Raw genomic sequence first — 20,643 nt, 5'->3', positions numbered from 1 at the left:
GGAGTCTCGATCCCTTCAGACGAGGACTGCCCCATGAAACGTTCAACTGCCGAGATCCTCGGCGAATTCGGCCCCTTCCCCGGGGTAGACGCGGTCCACGGCGTCACCTTCGACGGCGAACGCGTGTGGTTCGCCGCCGGTGAGAAGCTGATCGCCCTCGACCCGGACAACGGCAAAACCGTCCGCACCCTGAACGTCCCCGGCGATGCCGGGACGGCCTTCGATGGCCGGCACCTGTACCAGATCGCCGATGCGCGCATCCAGAAGATCGATCTGGCGACCGGCGAAGTGCTGGCCAGCATCCCCGCCCCCGGCAATGGCGCCGATTCGGGCCTGGCCTGGGCCGAGGGCACGCTCTGGGTCGGGCAGTACCGCGAGCGGAAGATCCACCAGATCGACCCGGACAGCGGGAAGGTGCTGCGTACGCTGGAGTCCAACCGCTTCGTCACCGGGGTTTCCTGGGTCGAGGGTGAGCTCTGGCACGGCACCTGGGAGAACGAACACAGTGACATCCGGCGCATCGACCCCGGCACCGGCGAGGTGCTGGAGAGCGTGGAGATGCCGGACGGCATCGGCGTCTCCGGGCTGGAGTCCGACGGCGGCGAGCGCTTCTTCTGCGGCGGTGGCAGCAGCGGCAAGCTGCGCGCCGTGCGCCGGCCCGCCCGGCGCACGGCTTGACCGACGGTCAGCGCAGCCGCAACAGCCGATCCAGCGACCATCCACCCGCCCCGCGCGCGATCAGCAGCAGCAACAGGCCGGCCCATGACAGGTGCGTGGGCCAAGCGTCCGGATAGACGAAGACTTCGATCACCGTGGTCATCCCCAATAGCGCCAGCGCCGACAGGCGGGTGAACAGGCCGAGCACCAGCAGGATCGGGAACAGGTGTTCGGCGTAGGTCGCCAGGTGCGCCGCGAGGTACGGCGAGATCAGCGGCAGCGCGTACTCGGTCTGGAACAGGTCGTAGGTGCTCGGGGTGATGGTCAGCAGGCCCTCGACCTTGGTCCGCCCGGACATGAAGAACACCGAAGCAATCCCCAACCGCGCCACCAGGCACAGGAAGGATTCGCCAAGACAGTGCTGCAGGCAGTCGGCCAACTGGTTCCACAGCCGGCGGGGGGACGCGGGAGAGGGATGGGCGATGTCCATGGCGGGCTCCTTCAATCGAGGCAAAGGGGACGGAAGACATTGGCGCGCAGCAGGCGGCCGAGCAGGTCGGTGAAGTCCAGATCGGGCTGAGCCTCCAGCGCCAGCGTCGAGACCTGGTCGAGGACATGGCCGGCGGCGCAGGCATCGAGGAAGGCACAGCCGCCTTTCTCCAGCGGTAGCCCGACAACGCCCTCGGAGCCGGCCACCAGCAGCGCACCCTCGCCGATCCATGGCAGTTCCTCCGACCAGTCCAGGCCTTCGCGGCTGCAGTGCCAGAGGCTGTATACCGGCTGTGTCTCGAACCAGCGCCAGCGCACCGCGCGGCGTGGTTGCAGGCAGAGCCCGCCGAGGTCGCTGGCGGTCATGCCCACCAGCGACGTCAGTTCCAGGCTCGGCTCGGTGGGCGCGCAGAAAACCTCCAGCCAGTCGCGATCCAGCCGCGCCACATCGGCCAGGTACGGCAACTCGCGGGCGCTTTCCAGATCCGCGAGAAAGGCCGGGAACGCCGCCCCGTAGCGCGCCATCCGCGCATCAGTCGGTGGCGAGCGCCAGGCGTATTCGGCGGCAGCGGCGCGCATCCATGGCGTGCCGACCAGCCGCTCGACGCTGGGGTAGTTGTCACAGAGGGCGTCCACGCAGCCCTTGAGCACGGTGTTGCGGTAGACGGCGAAGGCCGCCTGTGAGGTCAGCGCATCCAGTTCGGGTGCCGGGCGCTGGTAGAGGGCGTCGATGAAGGCGTCCTGGAACTGGCCGAGGGTGCGTTTCATGGGCAGCCTCCTGCGAGATTCAGCGTGGCCTGGGCGATCTCGCGCTCGGCCAGCAGTTCGCCGAACGCGGGGATATGGTCATCCCGCTCGATCAGCGTAGGCCGTGGCCCGATGCGCTGGACCAGGCGTTGGTAGAGCGCCCAGACCGGCTCGGCGATGGCAGCGTCGTGGGAGTCGATCAACAACGTGCCGCCTTCGTCGTGGCTGTACCCGGCAAGATGAATCTCGGCGATGGCCTCGGCGGGCACCCGGTCCAGGTAAGCGGCGGCACTGTAGTCGAGGTTGTGGGCGCTGACATGGACGTTGTTGACGTCCAGCAGCAGCGCGCAACCCGTGCGCCGCACCAGTTCGGCGAGGAAGTCGATCTCGTCCCAGTCGTGGCCGTCCAGGCGCAGATAATGGCTCGGGTTCTCGATGGCGATGCGTCGACCGAGGGCGTCCTGGGTGCGCTGGATATTGTCGGCGATGCGCGCCAGGGCCTCGTCAGTCCGCGGGAAGGGCAGCAGGTCCGGGTGGTATCGGCCCTGCCAGGCGGACCAGGCCAGGTGCTCGGAGACCAGCGCCGGCTCGACGAGGTCCACCAGCCCACGCAGGCGTTGCAGGTGCTCCGCGTCCGGCGGGGCGTCCGCCGCCAGCGACAGCGAGACGCCGTGCAGCGAGAGCGGGTGGCGCTCGGCCATCCGCTCAAGCCAGGTGCGGCGAGGGCCGCCGACCATGTAGTTCTCCGGATGGACCTCGAACCACAGGCCGTCGGCGTCGCACGTCCAGGCTTCGCCGTAATGCTCGGCCTTCAGCCCCAGACCGGCGCCCATTCGGTTGCACACAGACATGGTCGGCGCCTCCCTGTCAGGACTTCATCGGGGTGAGCGAGCCCATGCCGTGGGGCGTCTTGATGGTGGTGCAGGTGCCTGCCGGGACGTTCTTCCAGTGCATGCCGTCGTAGTCCTTCTTGGCGCTGCCCGCGCAGGTGGTGCCAGCGCCGGCCTTGCAGTCGTTCTTGCCGGCCATGGCCACGCCGTAGCACTTCTCCATGGCCGCGCCGCTGCCGGCCGGGGTCTTCGTGTCGTCCGCGAGGGCAACGCCAGCCAGGGAGGCGAGAGCAAGGGCGGCGGTGGCGAGGGTGAGGCTTTTCATGATGTCGTCTCCACGAGGGTTGGAATGGCTCGGCGAACTGCCGGGCTCGTGGAGTAATTCGTGTGCTGCGCGGCGGTGGTTACAGGCACCTGGAAATTTTTTTTGAGATTTTTCCATCACCCCCGCTAACGTTATGAAGTGCTGACGTTTTTCATGCCCAGGGATTGCCCGCCACTGACAGCAGAGCGATCCGGAAAAGAAAATTTGCTCACGGATGTAACCCAGGCGGCCGATGCAACGAACTACCCGAGAGGACGCATTGAGCGCGCGTGAAGCGCAGTTGCAGGCCCTGCTGCTGCGCGGCATGGCGGGTGATGCGGCGGCCTATCGCGAATTTCTCGCGCACCTGGCGAGCCATGTGCGCGGTTTTTTGCGACGGCGCCTGGAGCGACGCCCCAGCGAGATCGAGGACCTGCTGCAGGAAGTCCTGCTGGCGGTCCACAACGCCCGTCACACCTATCGCGCCGACCAGCCGCTGACCGCCTGGGTGCAGGCCATCGCCCGCTACAAGCTGGCCGACCACTTCCGCGCCTTCGCCCGGCGCGATGCGCTGCATGACCCGCTGGACGACGACAGTGACCTGTTCGCCGAGGGCGACGAGGAGACCGCGCAGGCCAGCCGCGACCTGGGCAAGCTGCTCCAGCACCTGCCCGAGCGCCAGCGTTTGCCGATCGTCCATGTGAAGCTGGAGGGACTGTCGGTGGAAGAGACCGCGCGTCTCACCGGGCTGTCCAGTTCGGCGGTCAAGGTCGGCATCCACCGTGGCCTGAAGGCGCTGGCCGGCATGATTCGAGGTAAGCGTAACGATGAACACCAATGAACTGATCGACCTGCTCGCCAGCGGCGAAGGCCCCGTGGAGCGCCACGCCCTGGCGCGCCGCCTGGGCCTTGCGCTGCTCGGCGGCGGCCTCGGCGCGCTGCTGCTGATGGCGGCGCTGTATGGCGTACGCGCCGACCTCGCCGAGGTGGCGCGCACCCCGCTGTTCTGGGCCAAGGTCGCGCTGCCCGGCAGCCTCGCCCTGCTCGCCCTCTGGCTCAACCAGCGCCTGGCCCGGCCGGGCGTGCGCGGCGGCGCCGCCTGGACGCTGCTCGTCCTGCCCCTGCTGCTGGTCTGGCTGGGCGCGGCCGTCACCCTCGTCGGCGCGCCGCCGGAAGCCCGCGCCGACCTGATCCTCGGCCGCACCTGGCGCACCTGCCCGCTGAACATCACCCTGCTTTCGCTGCCGACGTTCGCCGCCGTGTTCTGGGCCCTGCGCGGCCTCGCCCCTACCCGCCTGCGTCAGGCCGGCGCCGCCGGCGGCCTGCTCGCCGGGGCTACCGCCACCCTCGCCTACTGCCTGCACTGCCCGGAAATGGGCGTGCCGTTCTGGGGCGTCTGGTACCTGCTGGGGATGCTCGTGCCCACTGTGGCGGGGGCGTTGCTGGGGCCGAAGTTGTTGCGGTGGTGAGGACGGGTACTCCGTTGGCCGTGCAGGCCGACCACATCGGATCTGCGCGAATCCAGCCATTGGGCAGTCTTCGTAGCCAGACATCACATAGCAACTTGCTATATCCCCGGTGGAGTAATACGATTCCGTATAGCAATTTGCGATACGAACATCGAGCATGCATGTCATTACCCAGAAGCGTATTCGGGAAGCTCAGGAAAGTTGGCCCCACTCCTCCACCGCACTCGACGCCTGGTGCCGGCTGATGAAAAAGGTGGAGCCGAAGGACTTTGCCGCGATGAAGCAAATCTTTCCCAGCGTGGACAAGGTGGGCGACAAGCATGTGTTCGATATCGGTGGTAACAAGCTGAGGCTGGTCGCCACCGTGGATTACGTCTTCAAGAAGGTTTTCATCCGGGCCGTACTCGATCATAAAGAGTACGACCGCAATCAATGGAAGTGAGGTGCGCATGAGTGCACTACTGAAACAGGCCGCAGAGCACTGGCGCTTCGTCGCTCCGCTGCTCACACCACCAAACACCGAGGCGGACTACGACACCCTGGTCGAAGCGCTGGACGAACTGCTCGATGAAATCGGCGGCAAAGAGAACCATCCGCTCAGTTCTCTGGCCTCGCAGATCGGCGACATGATCGCCGCCTACGATACCGAGCACTATCCCATTCCAGACGTGCCAGGGCGTGAAGTACTACGTTTTCTCATGACCGAGCATCAGTTGACCCAGAATGACCTGCCGGAGATAGGTGCGCAGTCCGTGGTATCCGAAATCCTCAACGGCAAACGCCAGCTCAACGTCCGTCATATTCGGGCGCTCAGCGAACGATTCAACGTACCTACTGACGTGTTCTTCTGAAGCAGTTGAAAAGCCCCGCAAACGCGGGGCTTTTCAATTGACCATCGCTCAGCCGGCAGTTACTTCGCTTTCTCCTTCAACAGCGCCTTGATCACCTCTTCCTGTTCCCCATACCCACCCTCCCCGATCGCCAGGTGGCGAATCCGCCCCTTGGCATCGATGAAGTAGTGCGCCGGCCAGTACTGGTTACCGAAGGCGTTCCAGATGCGGTACTGGTTATCCAGCGCCACCGGGTAGTGGATGTCGTGGCGCTTCACCGCGTCGCGGACATTGGCCCGGATGCGCTCGTAGGGGTATTCCGGGGTGTGCACGCCGATCACCACCAGGCCCTGGTCCGCGTACTGCTTCGCCCAGGCGTTCACGTACGGCAGGCTGTACTGGCAGTTGATGCAGTCGTAGGTCCAGAAGTCGATCAATACCACCTTGCCGCGCAGGCCCTGCGTCTTCAGTTCGGGGCTGTTGATCCACTCCACCGCGCCCGCGAGCTCCGGGGCGGCGCCGAGGTCCGGCAGGCGTTCGGCGCCCTGGGCGGTATCGCCGGGCATGAGCCTGGTGAGCAGCGCGGGCACGCTGTCGATGACCTTGTGTTCCAGGCTGTTCACCAGAATGGACGAACTGCCGGAGGCAAGCTGCGCGCTGGCGCCGCTGGCGATGCCGACCACCGCCAGCAGGGCGAGCACGCCGGTGGCGCGACGCAGACCTTCGATGACGGCCATGCGCGGGCGCAGGTGCTGCATCAGCCGGCGGCCAGCGAAGAGGACGATACCGAGCACAGTGGCGCTGCCCAGGCCATAGGCGAACAGCAGCAGACTGGTCTGCGCGCTAGGGCCCTGGAGCATGGCACCGGAGAGGATCAGGCCGAGCACCGGCCCCGCGCAAGGCGCCCACAGCAGGCCGGCGGCAAAACCCAGCACCCATGCGGAAACCGCCGGCGGCATGCGGCGGGCTTCGCCGTGCAGACGGTCGCCGATCCAGGCCCAGGGTTTGCCCAACCCATCGCTGAAGCGCGGCCAGAGCAGCGCCAATGCGGAAACCCCGAGCAATACCAGGGCGACATAGCGACCCCATTCGCTGGCGGCGATCACCCAGTTGCTGGAGACCGTGGCCAGGCTAGCCAGCACAGCGAAGCCGCTGGCCAGCCCGAGCAGCGTGACCCAGGGCGACCACGCCGGGCCGCCGGCGCGTTGCAGCAGCAGCGGCAGGACGGGAAGGATGCAGGGACTGAGCAGCGTCAGCGCCCCGCCGAGAAAGGCGATGAGCAACATGGGCACCTCGATGGGCCAGCGGCCCTGAGTTTGCGAGCAGGCATGAGAAGAAACGCCCCGGCCGTCCATGGCCGGGGCCAAGGGGAAATCAGCCGCCTTCGTTGCAGTTCGTGGCGAACTTGCGGTACCCCAGGCTGTGCGCCTGGCCGTGGGAATCCAGGTAATCCATGCGGGCCTCGACGATGCCGCAGTCGAACGGAGAGCCGCTGTCTTCGTGGATGGCGATGACCTGCTTTACGTCGAGTTTCTGGCCATAGTGATACTGCTCGACCGGCGTGGAATCGGCAGCCTGGGCGCCGAGGCTGGAGAAGGTGGCGATAGCGGCAAGCAGGCAGGCGCTGCCGAGGTGAAGAGCTTTCATGATGAACTCCTGTCCTGTGATGGGTTTGCCGGCGGGAGGCGGTTTGCCTTGCCGTTGGCGCCCATTTCAGTGGCCGGAGGTATCGGGCTTGTGTCGCGTGCGGCGCGGGATTGCCGCGCCAGGTATCGACGGCGGCGCGAGATACAGTGGAATACAAAGCGCGCGGGGCAAGCGCGGAGCGGCGCTATACACTTCGCTCAACCCACTACGAACGAGGAACCGGCATGGACCATGTCGATCACGTACTCATCGTCGATGACGACCGCGAGATCCGCGAGCTGGTCGGCAACTACCTGAAGAAGAACGGCCTGCGCGTGAGCCTGGCCGCGGACGGACGGCAGATGCGCGCCTTCCTCGACGGCAACACCGTGGATCTGATCGTGCTGGACATCATGATGCCCGGCGACGACGGCCTGAAACTGTGTCGCGAGCTGCGCGTGGGCAAGCACAAATCCACCCCGGTGCTGATGCTCACCGCGCGCAACGACGAGACCGACCGCATCATCGGCCTGGAAATGGGCGCCGACGACTACCTCACCAAGCCCTTCTCCGCCCGCGAGCTGCTGGCGCGGATCAACGCCGTGCTGCGCCGCACCCGCATGCTGCCGCCGAACCTGCAGGTCAGCGAGGCCAGCCGGCTGATCGGCTTCGGCCGCTGGAAGCTGGACACCACGGCGCGCCACCTGCTCGACGAAGACGGCACCCTGGTCGCCCTGAGCGGCGCCGAGTACCGCCTGCTGCGCGTGTTCGTCGACCACCCGCAGCGCGTGCTCAGCCGCGAACAACTGCTGAACCTGACGCAAGGCCGCGAGGCGGACATCTTCGACCGCTCCATCGACCTGCTGGTGAGCCGCCTGCGCCAACGCCTTTTGGATGACGCCCGCGAGCCGGCCTACATCAAGACGGTGCGCAGCGAAGGCTACGTCTTCGCCCTGGCCGTCGAACTGCTCGAGCCCAACGCATGAAATCCGTCCTGCACTGGCCACGTACGCTGGCCGCGCGCCTGGCGCTGATCTTCCTCGCCGGGCTGGTGTTCGCCTACAGCCTGTCGTTCTGCTCGCAGTTCTACGAGCGCTACCAGAGCGCCCGCAACATGATGCTGGGCAACCTGGAAACCGACGTCAGCACCGCCGTCGCCCTGCTCGACCGCCTGCCCAGGGATGAACGCGAGGCGTGGCTACACATGGTGCAGCGGCCCAACTACCGCTACCTGCTGAGCGAGGGCCAGCCGGGAGAACCGATGAACATGGCGGAGGCGCCGATGGCCGCCCTGTCCATCGCCGAAGTGGTCGGGCCGCGCTACCCACTGCGCTTCGAGAACATCCCAGGCTCCATCCCGCACTTCCAGGTACACCTGACACTCAAGGACGGCAGCCCGCTGACCATCGACGTGACGCCCAAGGGCGTACCTGTGGCGCAGTGGCTGCCCTGGGTGCTGATCGTGCAACTGGCACTGCTGCTCTTCTGCACCTGGCTCGCGGTACGCCTGGCCATCCGCCCGCTGACCCGGCTGGCCCAGGCGGTGGATCACCTCGACCCGGACGCCCCGGCGCCGGAGCTGGATGAACGCGGCCCCAGCGAAGTCGCCTATGCCGCCCGCGCCTTCAACGCACTGCAGGGTCGCATCGGATCGTATCTCAAGGAACGCATGCAACTGCTCGCCGCCATCTCCCATGACCTGCAGACCCCCATCACGCGGATGAAACTGCGCGTCGAGCAGATGGACGACTCCCCCGAGCGCGAGCGCCTGTGGAGCGACCTGGAGGAAATGCAGCACCTGGTCCGCGAAGGCGTGGCCTATGCGCGCAGCATGGACGGCGCCAGCGAGGCGGCGGTGAAGGTCAACCTCGATGCCTTCCTCGATAGTCTCGTCCTCGACTATCAGGACAGCGGCCAAGCCGTGGAGCTGCAAGGAAACAGCAACGCCGTGCTGGAAACCCGCCCGCATGCGCTGCGCCGGGTGCTCACCAACCTGGTGGACAACGCGCTCAAGTTTGGCGGCTCCGCCCAGGTGGAAGTCGAGCGCGACGCCCAGGGCATCGTGTGTGTTCGTGTACTGGACGAAGGCCCGGGCATCCCCGAAGAGGAACTGGAAGAAGTGGTGAAACCCTTCTACCGCGTGGAAAGCTCGCGCAACCGCAGCACCGGCGGCACCGGCCTGGGGCTGGCAATCGCCCAGCAGCTGAGCCAGGCGCTGGGCGGCACCCTGAGCCTGTCCAACCGCGCCAGCGGCGGGCTGTGCGCTCAGTTGGAGTTGCGCCCCTCCGCCTGACACCTTGCTCGTGAAAGGACTGTACAAAGGGATACATGACGGGCTTTAGCGGACACATCCGAGATAAAGCCCGTCGGCAGCATGGCTCCACGAATCGCGGCGGCATCCCGCACGCCGCGTTCCCCAAGGAGCCTGCCATGACCCGTCCCGCCGAATCCGCCAGCCTGCATGGCTGGCGCCTGTTCTCCCTGCTGTCCGCTCTGGTGCTGATCGTCACCGCGCTGGCCCTGTGTGCCCAGCCGCAATGGGTGGACGCCCTGCGCAGCGCAATCCGCACCACCGCGCGTACATCCTTCGCGCTGTTCCTCGCCGCCTTCCTCGCCTCGTCCCTGGCGGTCCTGATACCCAGCGCCTTCACCCGCGGCCTGCTGCGCGAGCGGCGCTTCCTGGGGCTGGCCTTCGCCTTCTCCCATGCCGTGCACGCGGTGCTGATCATGCTCTACGTGAAGTTCTTCCCCGAGACCTTCTGGCACGGCCGCAGCGTCGCCGCGAACATCCCCGGCTCCATCGGCTACCTGTTCATCATCCTGCTGACCGTCACCTCCTTCCCCGCCGCCGTGAAGCTGCTCGGCGCCCGCGCCTGGAAGATCCTGCACAGCACCGGCACCTGGGTCATCGCCGCCGTCTTCGTCCTGTCGTTCTACAAGCGCCTGCCGTTGGGCTCCTGGTACCCGCTGGGCTTCGCGCTGATCAGTTCGGCGGTCGCCCTCAAGCTCACTGCAAAGCTGGCCATGCGCCTGCGCCGTGAAACCCGCCCCGCTGCCGCGCTGAGCGCTACCCGCTGAATCCGCCTTCTTCCGCGACCGCCGATGACGCCCGGCCGACACAACCTTACCCACTGTATTGCCCATGAGGTGCGCCATGACCCTGCTGACCCTGAACCCGATCAAAGCCGTCTTCGACCAACTCGACCGTCTCGCTGCCTGGGGCTGGGACATTCCCCTGCGGCTGTTCCTGGCCTGGGAGTTCTTCGAGTCGGGCCTGGAGAAATGGCACGGCGACAACTGGTTCGAACAGATCCACGCCAACTTCCCCTTCCCCTTCAACCACTTCTCCGCTGGCTTCGACTGGCAGGTGTCGATGTGGGCCGAGTTGATCGCGCCCGTGCTGTTGTTGCTGGGCCTGGCCACGCGCTTCGCCTCCGCTTCGCTGATCGTCGTGACCCTCGTCGCCATCGCCGCGGTGCACTGGCCGGCACAGTGGTCGAGCCTCGCGGAACTCGCCCAGGGCTACTCGATCACCGACCATGGCTTTGGCAACTACAAACTGCCGCTGATCTACCTGGTGGCATTGCTGCCGCTGATGCTCAAGGGCTCGGGTGCGCTGAGCGTGGATGGGCTGGTGCGGCGATTCCTGGGGGCTTCGCGCGTCAGCTGATCGATCTCCACCCCCGGCTGTTCGGCAGAAACGCCCTCTCCATTGGAGAGGGCGTTTTTCTTTGTCCGTGTCGAATGATGCCCCTTGGACTACCGCCCGAGGCACAATCAGCTCGGTCGAATACAAGGAAGTTACCCATGGGCCTGTTGGTAAAAGCGCTATTTGCCGTGGCCGGCCTTGCCTTGCTCATCAAGGCAATACTGGCCGTCGAGAAGTCCGCCAAGATCGAGTTGAGAAGCCAAGCCGAAGGTCCATTCCTGGACACACTCAAGCAGCACAACATCCGCGAATACGATCTGCTGCATGAACAACTGGTCCCTGGTGCCAAAGGCCGGATGAACAAACTCTTCGAAGTGCATCGCGTGATATCCGACAGGGACGGCCGGTATTACCTGTACATTCATATCGAAAGCCAACACCCGGTACTCCAGCCCATCAGCCAGGAACGGGCACTGGCGGCCCAGCGCTACAACTGACCCGTCGCCGCGGCCCACTCGGCGCTCCTGCAGCAAGGGGCGCAAAACCGTTCGCAGTTATCCGCTACCGATGCATCAGCCAATCTCTTCGCTACGAACGGGAGTGCATGGCGGATAACGCCTGGGGCGTTATTCGCCCTACATCCGGAATTCATACCCCATGCTCGGCCGGTCGCAATCGCGCAGTGCGCAGGATGGGTGGAGCGTGCGATACCCATGCTGTGATCGCGTGGGATCGATGGGTATCGCTCCGCTCCACCCATCCTACGAGACCGATCCAAACGCCTGACGGTGGGCAAGCTCGCTCCTACACAAAAGCAAAAAGCCCGCGCACCGGTGAGGGTGCGCGGGCTGGGCTGTGGATTGGAAAGCGATCAGGGAATGACGAACCCCACCTCGATATTCCCGCGAGTCGCCTTGGAGTAGGGGCAGATCTGGTGCGCCTCGGCCACCAGCTTCCCCTTGTCCTCCGCCGACAAACCCGGCAGGTGCACGGTGAGCTGGGCGGCCAGGGCGAAGCCGCCGTCGGCGGTGTTGCCCAGGGAGACTTCCGCGTCCACCGCCACGTCGCCGGGCAGGCGAATATTCAGCTTCTGGCCGGAGCGACGCAGGGCGCCGATAAAGCAGGCGGACCAGCCGATGGCGAACAGCTGCTCGGGGTTGGTGCCGGGACGGCCGGAGCCGGGCGGGCTCAGCGGCAGGTCCAGCGCGCCGTCGGTGCTCTGGCCGCGCCCGTCGCGGCCGCCGGTGGTGTGGGTCTGGGCGGTGTAGATCACGGTTGCCAGGGTATCGGTCATGGTGCTTCTCCTTCAGGGGCGAGCCAATGGTAGACGACGTGAAGTGGTGCAGTTGGGGCGGGTGCCAATCACCACGCCTTGCTCTTTGAGGCTGCGCAACAGGGCAATGCCCTGCCCTTCGATGGCAGCCAGTTCGATGCCGGCGATTTCCGCCAGCGCCTTGAGGTGTTCACGGCCGGTGAGCTGCCACTGTTGCAGCGACACCAGCAGGGCATGGGCCAGGGGCGCAAGGCGCGAAAAATGCACCTTCAGGTCTGCCCCTCTGCGGGCCAGCAGCAACGCGGGTTCGGCCGGCGCTGCCGGCGGGAGGTTGTCCGGGCCGATATGGCTGACCGGCCAGGCATAGGCCAGCGGCACGGCGAGACTGGAGAGCAGCGGCACGCCGTCGAGCAGGTCGCCGTCCGGATCATGGGCCGGCTCGGCTTTATCGCTGAGCAGCAGCGCGGTCTCGATCCATTCGTAGTGGGCCAGTTCGGCCACCCAGCCGGGCTGGTCGGCGCGGCTTTCCAGGTACTCGACGAACTCGCCGGCCACTTCGGTGAACAGCGGCGTGTGGCAGCGGTAACGGGCATAGAAGTCTTCGGTGAGCGACTGCCATTGCTTGGTGCCAAGGCTCGCACTCAGCACCGGGAAGTTGCCGGCCAGCAGCGATTGCAGGTTGCCGAAGAACAGTTGCCGGTACACCGCCAGGCGCCGTGCCTCGATGCCGGGCGGTGGCTCGTTGGCCTGCGGGTCGCGGATGAAGCGGGTCATGCGCAGCTGCTGCTCGCGCAGGCTCTCAGCCATGACGCACCTCCAGCGGCCGGGCGGCCATCTGCAGCTCACGGATGCAGTTCACTTCGCCAAGCAGTTCGGCCAGCGGCGGCAGGTTGAAGTCGCGCTCCAGCAGCGTCGGCACCATGCCCAGGTGGTGGTAGGCGCTGGCCAGCAGGCTCCAGACGTCCGGCTTTACGGCGGCGCCGTGGGTGTCGATCTTCAGGTCCGGCGCTTCGTCGTAGTGACCAGCCACGTGCAGGCAGACGACACGCTCGGCCGGCACGCGGGCGAGGAAACCGGCAGCGTCATAGCCATGGTTGTGGGCGTTGACGTAGAGGTTGTTGACGTCCAGCAGCAGGTCGCAGTCGGCTTCGGCGAGCACGGCGCGGAGGAAGTCGATTTCGCTCAGCGCCTGGTAGGGCGCGGCGTAGTAGGAGATGTTTTCCACGGCGATACGGCGGCCGAGGGCGTCCTGCACTTCACGGATGCGTCCGGCGATGTGGCGCACGGCTTCGTCGGTGAAGGGCATGGGAATCAGGTCATACAGGTGGCCGTCGTCGGAGCAGTAGCTCAGGTGTTCGCTGAACAGCGGCACCTGGTGCTGGTCGAGGAATTCGCGGACGCGGCGCAGAAAGACGTGGTCCAGCGGCTCGGGGCCGCCCAGGGACAGCGACAGGCCATGGCAGGACAGCGGGAAGCGTTCGGCCAGGCGGGCAAGGCCTTCACCGTAGGAGCCGCCGACGCCGATCCAGTTGTCCGGGGCAACTTCGAGGAAGTCCACCGCGCCGTCGGCCATGGTCAGCAGTTCGGGCAGCAGCGCGCGACGCAGACCGAGGCCGGCACCGTGCAGGGAAACGGGAAGAGTCATGGCGGTCTCCTTCGGAGGGAAGTGCCCTCCCCGGCCAGCGGCGCGGGGAGGTTGTCGGCGCGGATCAGTTCTTGGCCTGGCTCAGCTTGCTGTACAGGTCGGACGGGAACGGCTTGCCGTTGGAGTCGAACTGGTTCTTGCGAAACTGGTAGGTTTCGCCTTCGGAAAGGAAGCCGTCGTGGTTGGCGTCGATGGCGTCGAATTCGGCGTTGGCCTTGGGCGCCACGGCCAGCAGTTCGGCGCGGGAGACGCGGCCGTCGTGGTCGGCATCGGTACGGGCGAAGGAGGCGTCGCCGCACTTGCCTTCACCGCACTTGCCTTCGGTGCCGGTAGCCTTGGTTTGGGTGGCCTTGGCCTGGGCGCCGCTGGCGCCACATTTGCCCTCGCCACACTTGCCCTCCCCGGCTTTTTCCGCCGAAGCGAGTTGGTAGCCCTGGGGCAGCGCTTCGACAGCGAAGGCGGAGGACGCCAGGTTCAGGCCACCGGCCAGGGCGACAGCGAGCAGGCCGAGTTGGGTTTTCGAGATACGAGTCATTGTGCTTCTCCAGATGCTGTGGCGCGTTCCGCGCCGGGTAATGCCACAAGGGCGAATCCCTGGAACGAGGCGCTGGAAGGGTTTTCCCTGCCGTCGCGTTGTTTCGTTCGGGTAGGGCTATTTCGCCGTAGCGATGTATCGCCGGCGTATCTGGAGCGGGAGTCTTTTGTATGTCTGTATCCCGTCAGGGGATGGCGGATACAAAGGAATACATTTGCGGGGGGAGTTCGGTACGGAGGGTGTTCGCGAGCAAGCCCACCCTGCGAAGAGGAGGCGCGACGCGGAACTGTAGGAGCAACTGTCTTGTCCCGGCTGAATCTGTGCCAGGGCTTTCCCCCTCACCCCAGCCCTCTCCCTCAGGGAGAGGGCGCCGTCCGTGCCGGCTGACACTACGGTTTCATCCTGCACCGAACAGTCCCCTCTCCCGCTTGCGGGAGAGGGTTAGGGTGAGGGGCCCTTGATCTTGTAGGAGCGAACCTTGTCCGCGAAATCGTCCCGGCGCGTCAGCACACTGGCCGGGGAAAAAGAAAAGGGCCGCATCAGCGGCCCTCTCGCGGGCATGGCCCACACTTGCAGCGATGCAGGCGGGATCAGCCTGCGCGCTTGGCAGCGATGGCGGTGACCTCGACCTTCATGCCCTCGACCGCCAGTTCGGAGATGCCGACGGCGGCGCGCACCGGATAGGGCTTGCCGAAGAAGCTGCAGTACACCTCGTTGAAGGCGGCGCGGTCAGCCATGCTGGTCAGGTAGATGGTCAGGTGCAGGACGTGGTCCAGGCCGCTGCCGGCCTTTTCCAGCGCGACCTTCAGGCTACGCAGGGTGGCTTCGCTCTGGGCCTTGATGTCGCCCAGCTCGAGGCTGCCGTCTTCCAGGGTGGGGATCTGCGTGGAGACCAGCAGGCCACCGAAACCGGCCACGTCGGAGGAAATGGATTCGGGGTCCGCGTCGGGAATGAAGAAGGGGCTGTCATTCTGCGCCATGGGAAACTCTCTGCTATCAGGGGCTATGAGCGGCGCCGTTCGGCCCGCCCGGGACGCGCAGCTTAGCCTCATCCCGTCTCCCACCGCCACGCCGACTGATGTTTCCCGCAACATCGCCATTCCCCTCGCTTTGTCATCCGTCAATACATCCATCGTATGAGCGAGTGATATTCCCCTCGAACTTCACAGAGGGATTATTACAATTCAGGACATAGACCTTTTCATATTCCGTTATTTAAAGCGGGCACTCTTTCGGCATTATTACGCTGGCTTTTTCCTGCCTGGAGCGGGCAGGAGAAAGTTGATCGCAACAATGTCAACGCAACTTCCTGCGACTTCCGCCGTGGTTGATCCATGACCGGATTCATTGTGCCTGCCTATAAAAATTCCGGCCCTCACGCGATTCAACGGGCCGGGTCTCCAAGACTCTAGGGGCAATATCCATGAAGCATCTCAAACGCAGCGCTATCGTGCTCGCCGTTTCCGCCGCCGCCAGCCAGTTCGCCGGCGCCGAACCCTTCGTCACCGACCAGGCCGATGCCAAGGGCTTCGTCGACGATGCCAAGTTCGACGTGCTGCTGCGCAACTACTACTACGACCACGACGGCAAGAATGGTTTCAGCGATAACCGTGACTGGACCCAGGGCATCCTCGCCAACTTCTCCTCCGGCTACACCCAGGGCACCGTCGGCTTCGGCGTGGATGCCTTCGGCTACCTGGGCCTCAAGCTCGATGCGGGCGGCGGCCGGACCGGCACCGGCAACCTGCCGGTGGACAACCATGGCGACCCCGAGGACGACTACGGCAAGGCAGGCGCCGCGCTGAAGGTGCGACTCTCCAAGACCGAGTTGAAATTCGGCGACATGCAGCCGGTCGCGCCGGTCTTCGCCGCCGGCGGCAGCCGCCTGATTCCGCAGACCGCCTCGGGCTTCAACCTGCTGAGCAGCGAAATCGCAGGTCTTGACCTGGAAGCTGGGCACTTCACCGCCGGCACCAGCCCGATCACCACCAGCCACGACGGCGGCCTGTACGCGACCTACGCGAACGTCGAAGCCGACAGCGTGGACTACGTCGGCGGCAAGTACGCGATCACCGACAACCTGAACGCCTCGCTGTACGGTTCGGAGTTCGAGGACATCTGGCGCCAGTACTACGCCAACGTGAACTACCTGCAACCGCTGGGCAATGACCAGTCGCTGGGCCTGGACTTCAACATCTACCGCACCACCGACTACGGCCAGGCCAAGGCCGGCGAGATCAGCAACACCACCTGGTCGCTGGCCGCCGCGTACTCCTTCCTGCAGGCGCACACCGTCACCCTGGCCTTCCAGAAGGTCAACGGCGATACCCCGTTCGACTACGTCGGCTTCGGCGACAACGGCGCGGGCGCCGGCGGTGACTCGATCTTCCTCGCCAACTCCGTGCAGTTCTCCGACTTCAACGGTCCGGGCGAGCGCTCCTGGCAGGTGCGTTACGACCTGGCGATGGACACCTACGGCGTGCCGGGCCTGAGCTTCATGACCCGCTACATCAACGGCAGCAACATCGACGGCACCCACGCCGACCCGAACGGCCAGTACGTGGGCCTGTATGGCGAAGACGGCAAGCACCACGAGACCGACTTCGAAGCCAAGTACGTCGTGCAGTCCGGCCCGGTGAAGGACATGTCGTTCCGCCTGCGCCAGGCATTCCACCGCGCCAACTCCGACCAGGGCGAATCGGATAACAACGAGCTTCGTCTGATCGTCGATTATCCGCTGTCGATCCTGTAATACGGCCGATAGCCATCACGGAACAACTTTCGGACTCTTCCGAGAGTTGTTCCGCTATTGATCCTGCATTATTGCACTGAGACAGAAAGTCTCTTCCCCGAAGCGTGGTTTATCCACACCTTCGAACTTTCTAGAATTCCTGCCATCTCTCCCGCTTTCGATATCGCCTATCGTCGATTATCGAAAGATGACTCCTGACGTTGATATTGTGATTGCTCCTTCAACGTCCTTCGAGCCGCTCCCCGGAGCGGCTTTTTTTATGCCCGTCCATCACCGGCGCAATATAGGTTGAATCACACTCCAATACCGGCGGTCAAAAGCAGTGACAGTCGCGGCAAACCCAAATGCCCGCACTGCTGAAGGAGGCCACCTCATATGAGCGCGATGACTCTCGAAGGCTGGTGCAAGACCAGCGCCGACCAGAAACCCATTCCACTGGAGGACATCCATTTCTTCGTCAGCGACGCCGATCACCTACGCCTGGAGCAGGCCGAGGACTACCTGCAGAACAGCGGCAAGCGTGACGTCATGGTGGATGCCGACCTGGACAACCTCGACCTGAAGATGCCCGAAGGCTTTGGTCCGCTCTCCGACTGCCAGTACCGCGTCTACCTGAGCCACAGTGACCAGCGCGGGCACTTCCACCTGGTGGGCCACCGGGCCAGCGATGGCAGCCTGATCTACACCAATGCCGTCCTGATCGACCAACTCCTGAGCTGAGTACCCGGACCCGGCGGTACGCAAGCGGCCGGACCGGCACCGGCCGCCGGTTCACTCGTCGCCCCTGCCTCACAGGGAGATTGTGGCGTATACCCGCGCCGTGATTTCATAGGGCCATCTGTCGGCCACGAGACGTCATCGTCCGCGCCGCCAGACGGGAACGCCCCCATTCTCCGGTGAGGAAGCAGTCATCCCATGCGGACTTCCACTGATCCTGAAGTACAGGAATACGGGCGATTCGACAGTCTCCTGCGCCTTGCCCGCTACCGCTTCGGCGCGGTCGCCGCATTGCTGGCCGACGCCCATGGCCGCCTGCTCGGCTTCGATGGCCTGACGCACGAAGCGGCGCAGTCCTTTGCCACCCTGCTCTGCCTCAATGCCGCCTCGGCGCCCCTGCGCAGCCGCGAGGGCGACCTGCACCCGCTGGGCACCGCAGTCCTGCGCGCCGCCGATGGCACCACCCTTGGCTGGCTGTGCGTGCTGGACGACCAGCCACGCACGCTGGATGCCGCCACCCGATGCGCACTGGACGATGCCGCCAGCATCGCTCAGGAACTGTTCTGCCGGGCTGACGAAAGCTGCCTGGCGCTGGCCATCGCCGGCAGCGGCACGGGCGTGTGGGACCGCCACGTTCCCACGGGCGAGATTCATTACTCCCCCGGCTGGAAAGCTCTGCTGGGCTATGCCGACAACGAAATCGGCCATCGAATCGACGATGCTTACCTGCGCGTGCATCCCGACGATCTCAGCTATGTCCAGGCAACCATCAATGCGCACTTCGAAGGCCGCACGCCGGCCTATGAAGTGGAGCACCGGCTGCGCCACAAGGCGGGCCACTACATCTGGGTCTGCAGCCGCGGCAAGGTCGTCGAGCGCGACGACGCCGGCCGCCCCCTGCGCATGATCGGCACCACCACCGACATCACCGCGCTGCGGGGAGTCTCGGAGCAGCTGCGGCAGAACGTCGAGCTGCTCACCGACCTGACCGACGAAATTCCCGGCATGGTCTTCCAGTTCCGCCACCTGCCCGATGGCACCGGCACCTTCCCCTACGTCAGCGCCGGCGTCAGGGAAATCTTCGGCATGAGCGCCGAGCAGGTCAGCGGCAATTCAGCGATCCTGCGCACCCTGGTACACCCCGACGACCTGCCCGCCCTCCTCGCCTCCCTGGATGCCTCCGCGGCGACGCTGCGGCCGTGGCGGTACGAGTTCCGTGTGCTGCTGCCCGGGCGTGGCATGCTCTGGCGCCAGGGCAACGCCCAGCCCAAGCGCCTGGCCGACGGCAGCGTGATCTGGCATGGCCTGTTCACCGACATCACCGAGCGCAAGCGCATCGAAGCCGAATTGCAGGTGTTGGCAACGACCGACTTCCTCACTCAGTTGCCCAACCGGCGCCACTTCATGCAGTTGATCGAGGCCGAACTGGGCCGTGTGCAGCGTGGACTCGTGCGCAGCGCAGCGATCCTGATGTGCGACCTGGATCACTTCAAATCCATCAATGATCGCTGGGGCCATGGCGTGGGCGACGAAGCGCTGCGCCATTTCGCCCGCATCCTCGGCCGCGCGATCCGCCGCATCGACTTTGCCGGGCGCATGGGCGGCGAAGAGTTCGCCGTGGTGCTGGGCGATGCGGATGTCGGCAGCGCCGTGGCGTTCGCCAAGCGCCTGCAACAGCAACTGGACGACCAGCCAGTGCTGCTGGGCTGCGAGCGCATTCCGCTGAGCATCAGCATCGGCATCACGGCCTTGCAGGGCAGCGATGTGTCCGCCGAGGCCGCCCTTTCGCGCAGCGACCGCGCGCTCTATTGCGCCAAGCAGAACGGACGCAACCGCATCGAGTGCGACTAAGCGGCAAGCCGCAAGGCAGAGCGCGCCGCTGGGGGTACGCTGTCAGCCGCCATGAAAAAACGTTCAGAATTTTTCACCATTATTGACGCGCGTTTTAAATAATGGACTTTTTGCTTCGAATGGATATTTATAAAAATCCTTTAAAAACAAAAAGTTAAAAACATTGTTCGACAATGTCTCGGCCATTATTTTTGACGCCACCCGCCGAAATCGTTTGACATATTTAACGGCTCTGGCAGGCTGGTAGGCAGGTTTCGACCGGGAAATTTCGCCTTCTGTGCGTTCCCGGCAGTGCTCGGAACCTCAGGTAGCCCAGCTCAGAGCGGTGCGCCTGCACAAAAACGATGGGCTGCAGCCCGTCCAAAGGTGACATATGTCCAACAGCAACATTGGCAACAAGAAACAGACCCTCCGCAAACCCGTCGTCCTGATGTCCATGGGCAGCCAAGAGCGCAAAGGCCACGACTATCAGGTAATGACCCACAAATACATCGTGCCCCTGGTCGAACAGTCCGATTGCGTGCCGGTACTGGTGCCGACCTGCTGCGGCATCGAAGACCTCGAGCAATACCTCGACATGGCCGACGGTGTGTACCTCACCGGCGCAGGTAGCAACATCGATCCGACCCTGTATGGCCAGGAGAACGAAACTCCCGGCAAGGGCCAGGACAAGGACCGCGACAACTTCGACATGCCGCTGATCAAGGCCGCCATCGCCCGTGGCCTGCCGATCTTCGGCATCTGCCGCGGCATGCAGGAAATCAACGTCGCGCTCGGTGGTGACATCTACCAGAAGGTCTATGCCGAACCCGGCTTCAACGACCATCGCGAAAATCCCGAAGACCCGGTCGACGTGCAGTACAGCCAGGTCCACGGCGTGCGCCTGCAGAAAGGCAGCTGGCTGCAGCAGTTGCTGGGCGACGAGATCCGCGTGAACTCGCTGCACGGCCAGGGCCTGAAGAACCTGGGCAAGGGTATCGAAGCCATCGCCCATGCCGAAGACGGTCTGGTCGAGGCGATCCACGCCCCGAGCCTGTCGCCCTTCCTCTTCGCGGTGCAGTGGCACCCGGAGTGGCAAGCCGCGCAGAACCCCGACTCGGTGAAGATCTTCAAGGCCTTCGGCGACGCATGCCGCCAGCAGGTCAAGAAGAAGCAGGCCCGAGCCCTCGCCGCCTGAGCTTCTCCCGCGTCATGAAAAAGCCCGGCCTTGTGCCGGGCTTTTTCTTTTCTGCTCCCTGTCGGGGTGAGCTTGCTCGCGAACGGATTTCA

The 20,643-nt window shown here is 64.9% G+C and carries 25 protein-coding genes; 14 read left to right on the top strand and 11 right to left on the bottom strand.

Going from position 1 to position 20,643, the window contains the following annotated elements; translation table 11 throughout:
* Positions 1-33: 33 nt before the first annotated feature.
* Complete coding sequence (locus O6P39_RS05995; protein ID WP_275610485.1) at positions 34-678, top strand: PQQ-binding-like beta-propeller repeat protein; 645 nt, start codon at positions 34-36, stop codon at positions 676-678.
* A 7-nt stretch (positions 679-685) separates the two neighbouring features.
* On the opposite strand, the gene O6P39_RS05990 is transcribed toward O6P39_RS05995, so the two are convergent.
* The 4 genes from O6P39_RS05990 to O6P39_RS05975 are packed head-to-tail and all read right to left on the bottom strand — an operon-like array spanning position 686 to position 3,048.
* Positions 686-1,147 (bottom strand): DoxX family protein, encoded by a 462-nt coding sequence (locus O6P39_RS05990; RefSeq protein WP_275610484.1) that lies wholly within the window; start codon positions 1,145-1,147, stop codon positions 686-688.
* A gap of 11 nt (positions 1,148-1,158) precedes the next feature.
* Positions 1,159-1,914 carry a DNA-binding domain-containing protein gene (locus O6P39_RS05985; RefSeq protein WP_275610483.1) on the bottom strand — a complete coding sequence of 252 codons (756 nt, stop codon included), beginning with the start codon at positions 1,912-1,914 and terminating at the stop codon, positions 1,159-1,161.
* Positions 1,911-2,744 (bottom strand): DUF692 domain-containing protein, encoded by an 834-nt coding sequence (locus tag O6P39_RS05980; protein ID WP_275610482.1) that lies wholly within the window; start codon positions 2,742-2,744, stop codon positions 1,911-1,913. The genes O6P39_RS05985 and O6P39_RS05980 overlap by 4 nt, the downstream gene beginning before the upstream one ends.
* A gap of 16 nt (positions 2,745-2,760) precedes the next feature.
* Entirely contained in the window at positions 2,761-3,048 is a 288-nt protein-coding gene (locus O6P39_RS05975; protein ID WP_275610481.1) for a DUF2282 domain-containing protein, read from the bottom strand.
* A 232-nt stretch (positions 3,049-3,280) separates the two neighbouring features.
* Between O6P39_RS05975 and O6P39_RS05970 the strand changes: the two genes are divergently transcribed.
* The 4 genes from O6P39_RS05970 to O6P39_RS05955 all read left to right on the top strand — a co-directional run bounded on the left by O6P39_RS05970 (position 3,281) and on the right by O6P39_RS05955 (position 5,347).
* The gene (locus tag O6P39_RS05970; protein ID WP_275610480.1) at positions 3,281-3,868 is read left to right on the top strand and encodes a sigma-70 family RNA polymerase sigma factor; all 588 of its coding nucleotides are present in this window, start codon (positions 3,281-3,283) and stop codon (positions 3,866-3,868) included.
* Positions 3,855-4,496, top strand: coding sequence for a DUF1109 domain-containing protein (locus O6P39_RS05965; RefSeq protein ID WP_275610479.1), 642 nt, complete (start codon positions 3,855-3,857; stop codon positions 4,494-4,496). Before O6P39_RS05970 ends, O6P39_RS05965 begins: the two co-directional genes overlap by 14 nt.
* A gap of 157 nt (positions 4,497-4,653) precedes the next feature.
* Positions 4,654-4,938: a type II toxin-antitoxin system HigB family toxin gene (locus O6P39_RS05960; RefSeq protein ID WP_275610478.1), complete on the top strand. Its 285-nt coding sequence runs from the start codon at positions 4,654-4,656 to the stop codon at positions 4,936-4,938.
* 7 nt (positions 4,939-4,945) lie between these two features.
* The gene (locus O6P39_RS05955; protein ID WP_275610477.1) at positions 4,946-5,347 is read left to right on the top strand and encodes a helix-turn-helix domain-containing protein; all 402 of its coding nucleotides are present in this window, start codon (positions 4,946-4,948) and stop codon (positions 5,345-5,347) included.
* Positions 5,348-5,406: 59 nt separating this feature from the next.
* On the opposite strand, the gene O6P39_RS05950 is transcribed toward O6P39_RS05955, so the two are convergent.
* A complete protein-coding gene (locus tag O6P39_RS05950; protein WP_275610476.1) occupies positions 5,407-6,612 on the bottom strand; it encodes a cytochrome c biogenesis protein DipZ in 1,206 nt (401 codons plus the stop codon).
* 88 nt (positions 6,613-6,700) lie between these two features.
* A complete protein-coding gene (locus tag O6P39_RS05945; protein WP_275610475.1) occupies positions 6,701-6,973 on the bottom strand; it encodes a DUF2790 domain-containing protein in 273 nt (90 codons plus the stop codon).
* Between the two features lie 224 nt (positions 6,974-7,197).
* On the opposite strand from O6P39_RS05945, the gene O6P39_RS05940 reads away from it, so the two are divergent.
* The 5 genes from O6P39_RS05940 (at position 7,198) to O6P39_RS05920 (ending at position 11,098) form a co-directional block, all read left to right on the top strand.
* Positions 7,198-7,938, top strand: a complete 741-nt coding sequence (locus O6P39_RS05940; RefSeq protein ID WP_275610474.1) for a response regulator — start codon at positions 7,198-7,200, stop codon at positions 7,936-7,938.
* Entirely contained in the window at positions 7,935-9,245 is a 1,311-nt protein-coding gene (locus O6P39_RS05935; RefSeq protein WP_275610473.1) for a HAMP domain-containing sensor histidine kinase, read from the top strand. The genes O6P39_RS05940 and O6P39_RS05935 overlap by 4 nt, the downstream gene beginning before the upstream one ends.
* Positions 9,246-9,382: 137 nt before the next feature.
* Positions 9,383-10,030 (top strand): hypothetical protein, encoded by a 648-nt coding sequence (locus tag O6P39_RS05930; protein WP_275610472.1) that lies wholly within the window; start codon positions 9,383-9,385, stop codon positions 10,028-10,030.
* A 76-nt stretch (positions 10,031-10,106) separates the two neighbouring features.
* Positions 10,107-10,622, top strand: coding sequence for a DoxX family protein (locus O6P39_RS05925; protein WP_275610471.1), 516 nt, complete (start codon positions 10,107-10,109; stop codon positions 10,620-10,622).
* 137 nt (positions 10,623-10,759) lie between these two features.
* A complete protein-coding gene (locus O6P39_RS05920) occupies positions 10,760-11,098 on the top strand; it encodes a hypothetical protein (protein WP_275610470.1) in 339 nt (112 codons plus the stop codon).
* Positions 11,099-11,472: 374 nt separating this feature from the next.
* Here O6P39_RS05920 and O6P39_RS05915 read toward each other — a convergent pair whose 3' ends face one another.
* The 5 genes from O6P39_RS05915 to O6P39_RS05895 form a co-directional block, all read right to left on the bottom strand.
* The gene (locus O6P39_RS05915; protein ID WP_275610469.1) at positions 11,473-11,895 is read right to left on the bottom strand and encodes an organic hydroperoxide resistance protein; all 423 of its coding nucleotides are present in this window, start codon (positions 11,893-11,895) and stop codon (positions 11,473-11,475) included.
* Positions 11,896-11,907: 12 nt separating this feature from the next.
* Positions 11,908-12,681: a putative DNA-binding domain-containing protein gene (locus O6P39_RS05910; RefSeq protein ID WP_275610468.1), complete on the bottom strand. Its 774-nt coding sequence runs from the start codon at positions 12,679-12,681 to the stop codon at positions 11,908-11,910.
* On the bottom strand, positions 12,674-13,519 hold the full coding sequence (locus O6P39_RS05905; protein WP_275610467.1) for a DUF692 domain-containing protein: 846 nt from the start codon (positions 13,517-13,519) through the stop codon (positions 12,674-12,676). The genes O6P39_RS05910 and O6P39_RS05905 overlap by 8 nt, the downstream gene beginning before the upstream one ends.
* Before the next feature lie 64 nt (positions 13,520-13,583).
* Positions 13,584-14,054, bottom strand: a complete 471-nt coding sequence (locus tag O6P39_RS05900; protein ID WP_275610466.1) for a hypothetical protein — start codon at positions 14,052-14,054, stop codon at positions 13,584-13,586.
* Between the two features lie 590 nt (positions 14,055-14,644).
* Positions 14,645-15,034 carry a RidA family protein gene (locus tag O6P39_RS05895; protein WP_275610465.1) on the bottom strand — a complete coding sequence of 130 codons (390 nt, stop codon included), beginning with the start codon at positions 15,032-15,034 and terminating at the stop codon, positions 14,645-14,647.
* A 443-nt stretch (positions 15,035-15,477) separates the two neighbouring features.
* On the opposite strand from O6P39_RS05895, the gene O6P39_RS05890 reads away from it, so the two are divergent.
* The 4 genes from O6P39_RS05890 to O6P39_RS05875 all read left to right on the top strand — a co-directional run bounded on the left by O6P39_RS05890 (position 15,478) and on the right by O6P39_RS05875 (position 20,551).
* Positions 15,478-16,806 (top strand): OprD family porin, encoded by a 1,329-nt coding sequence (locus O6P39_RS05890; protein ID WP_275610464.1) that lies wholly within the window; start codon positions 15,478-15,480, stop codon positions 16,804-16,806.
* Between the two features lie 375 nt (positions 16,807-17,181).
* Entirely contained in the window at positions 17,182-17,526 is a 345-nt protein-coding gene (locus O6P39_RS05885) for a hypothetical protein (RefSeq protein WP_275610463.1), read from the top strand.
* A gap of 195 nt (positions 17,527-17,721) precedes the next feature.
* Positions 17,722-19,374 carry a sensor domain-containing diguanylate cyclase gene (locus O6P39_RS05880; RefSeq protein WP_275610462.1) on the top strand — a complete coding sequence of 551 codons (1,653 nt, stop codon included), beginning with the start codon at positions 17,722-17,724 and terminating at the stop codon, positions 19,372-19,374.
* 373 nt (positions 19,375-19,747) lie between these two features.
* Entirely contained in the window at positions 19,748-20,551 is an 804-nt protein-coding gene (locus tag O6P39_RS05875; RefSeq protein WP_275610461.1) for a type 1 glutamine amidotransferase, read from the top strand.
* Positions 20,552-20,643: the final 92 nt, after the last annotated feature.

Origin of the sequence: Pseudomonas sp. PSE14 (assembly GCF_029203285.1) — a bacterium.
Classification (GTDB): Bacteria; Pseudomonadota; Gammaproteobacteria; order Pseudomonadales; family Pseudomonadaceae; genus Pseudomonas.
The sequence above is the reverse complement of the archived record's forward strand: the minus strand, read 5'-3'. Positions and strand labels throughout refer to the sequence as shown.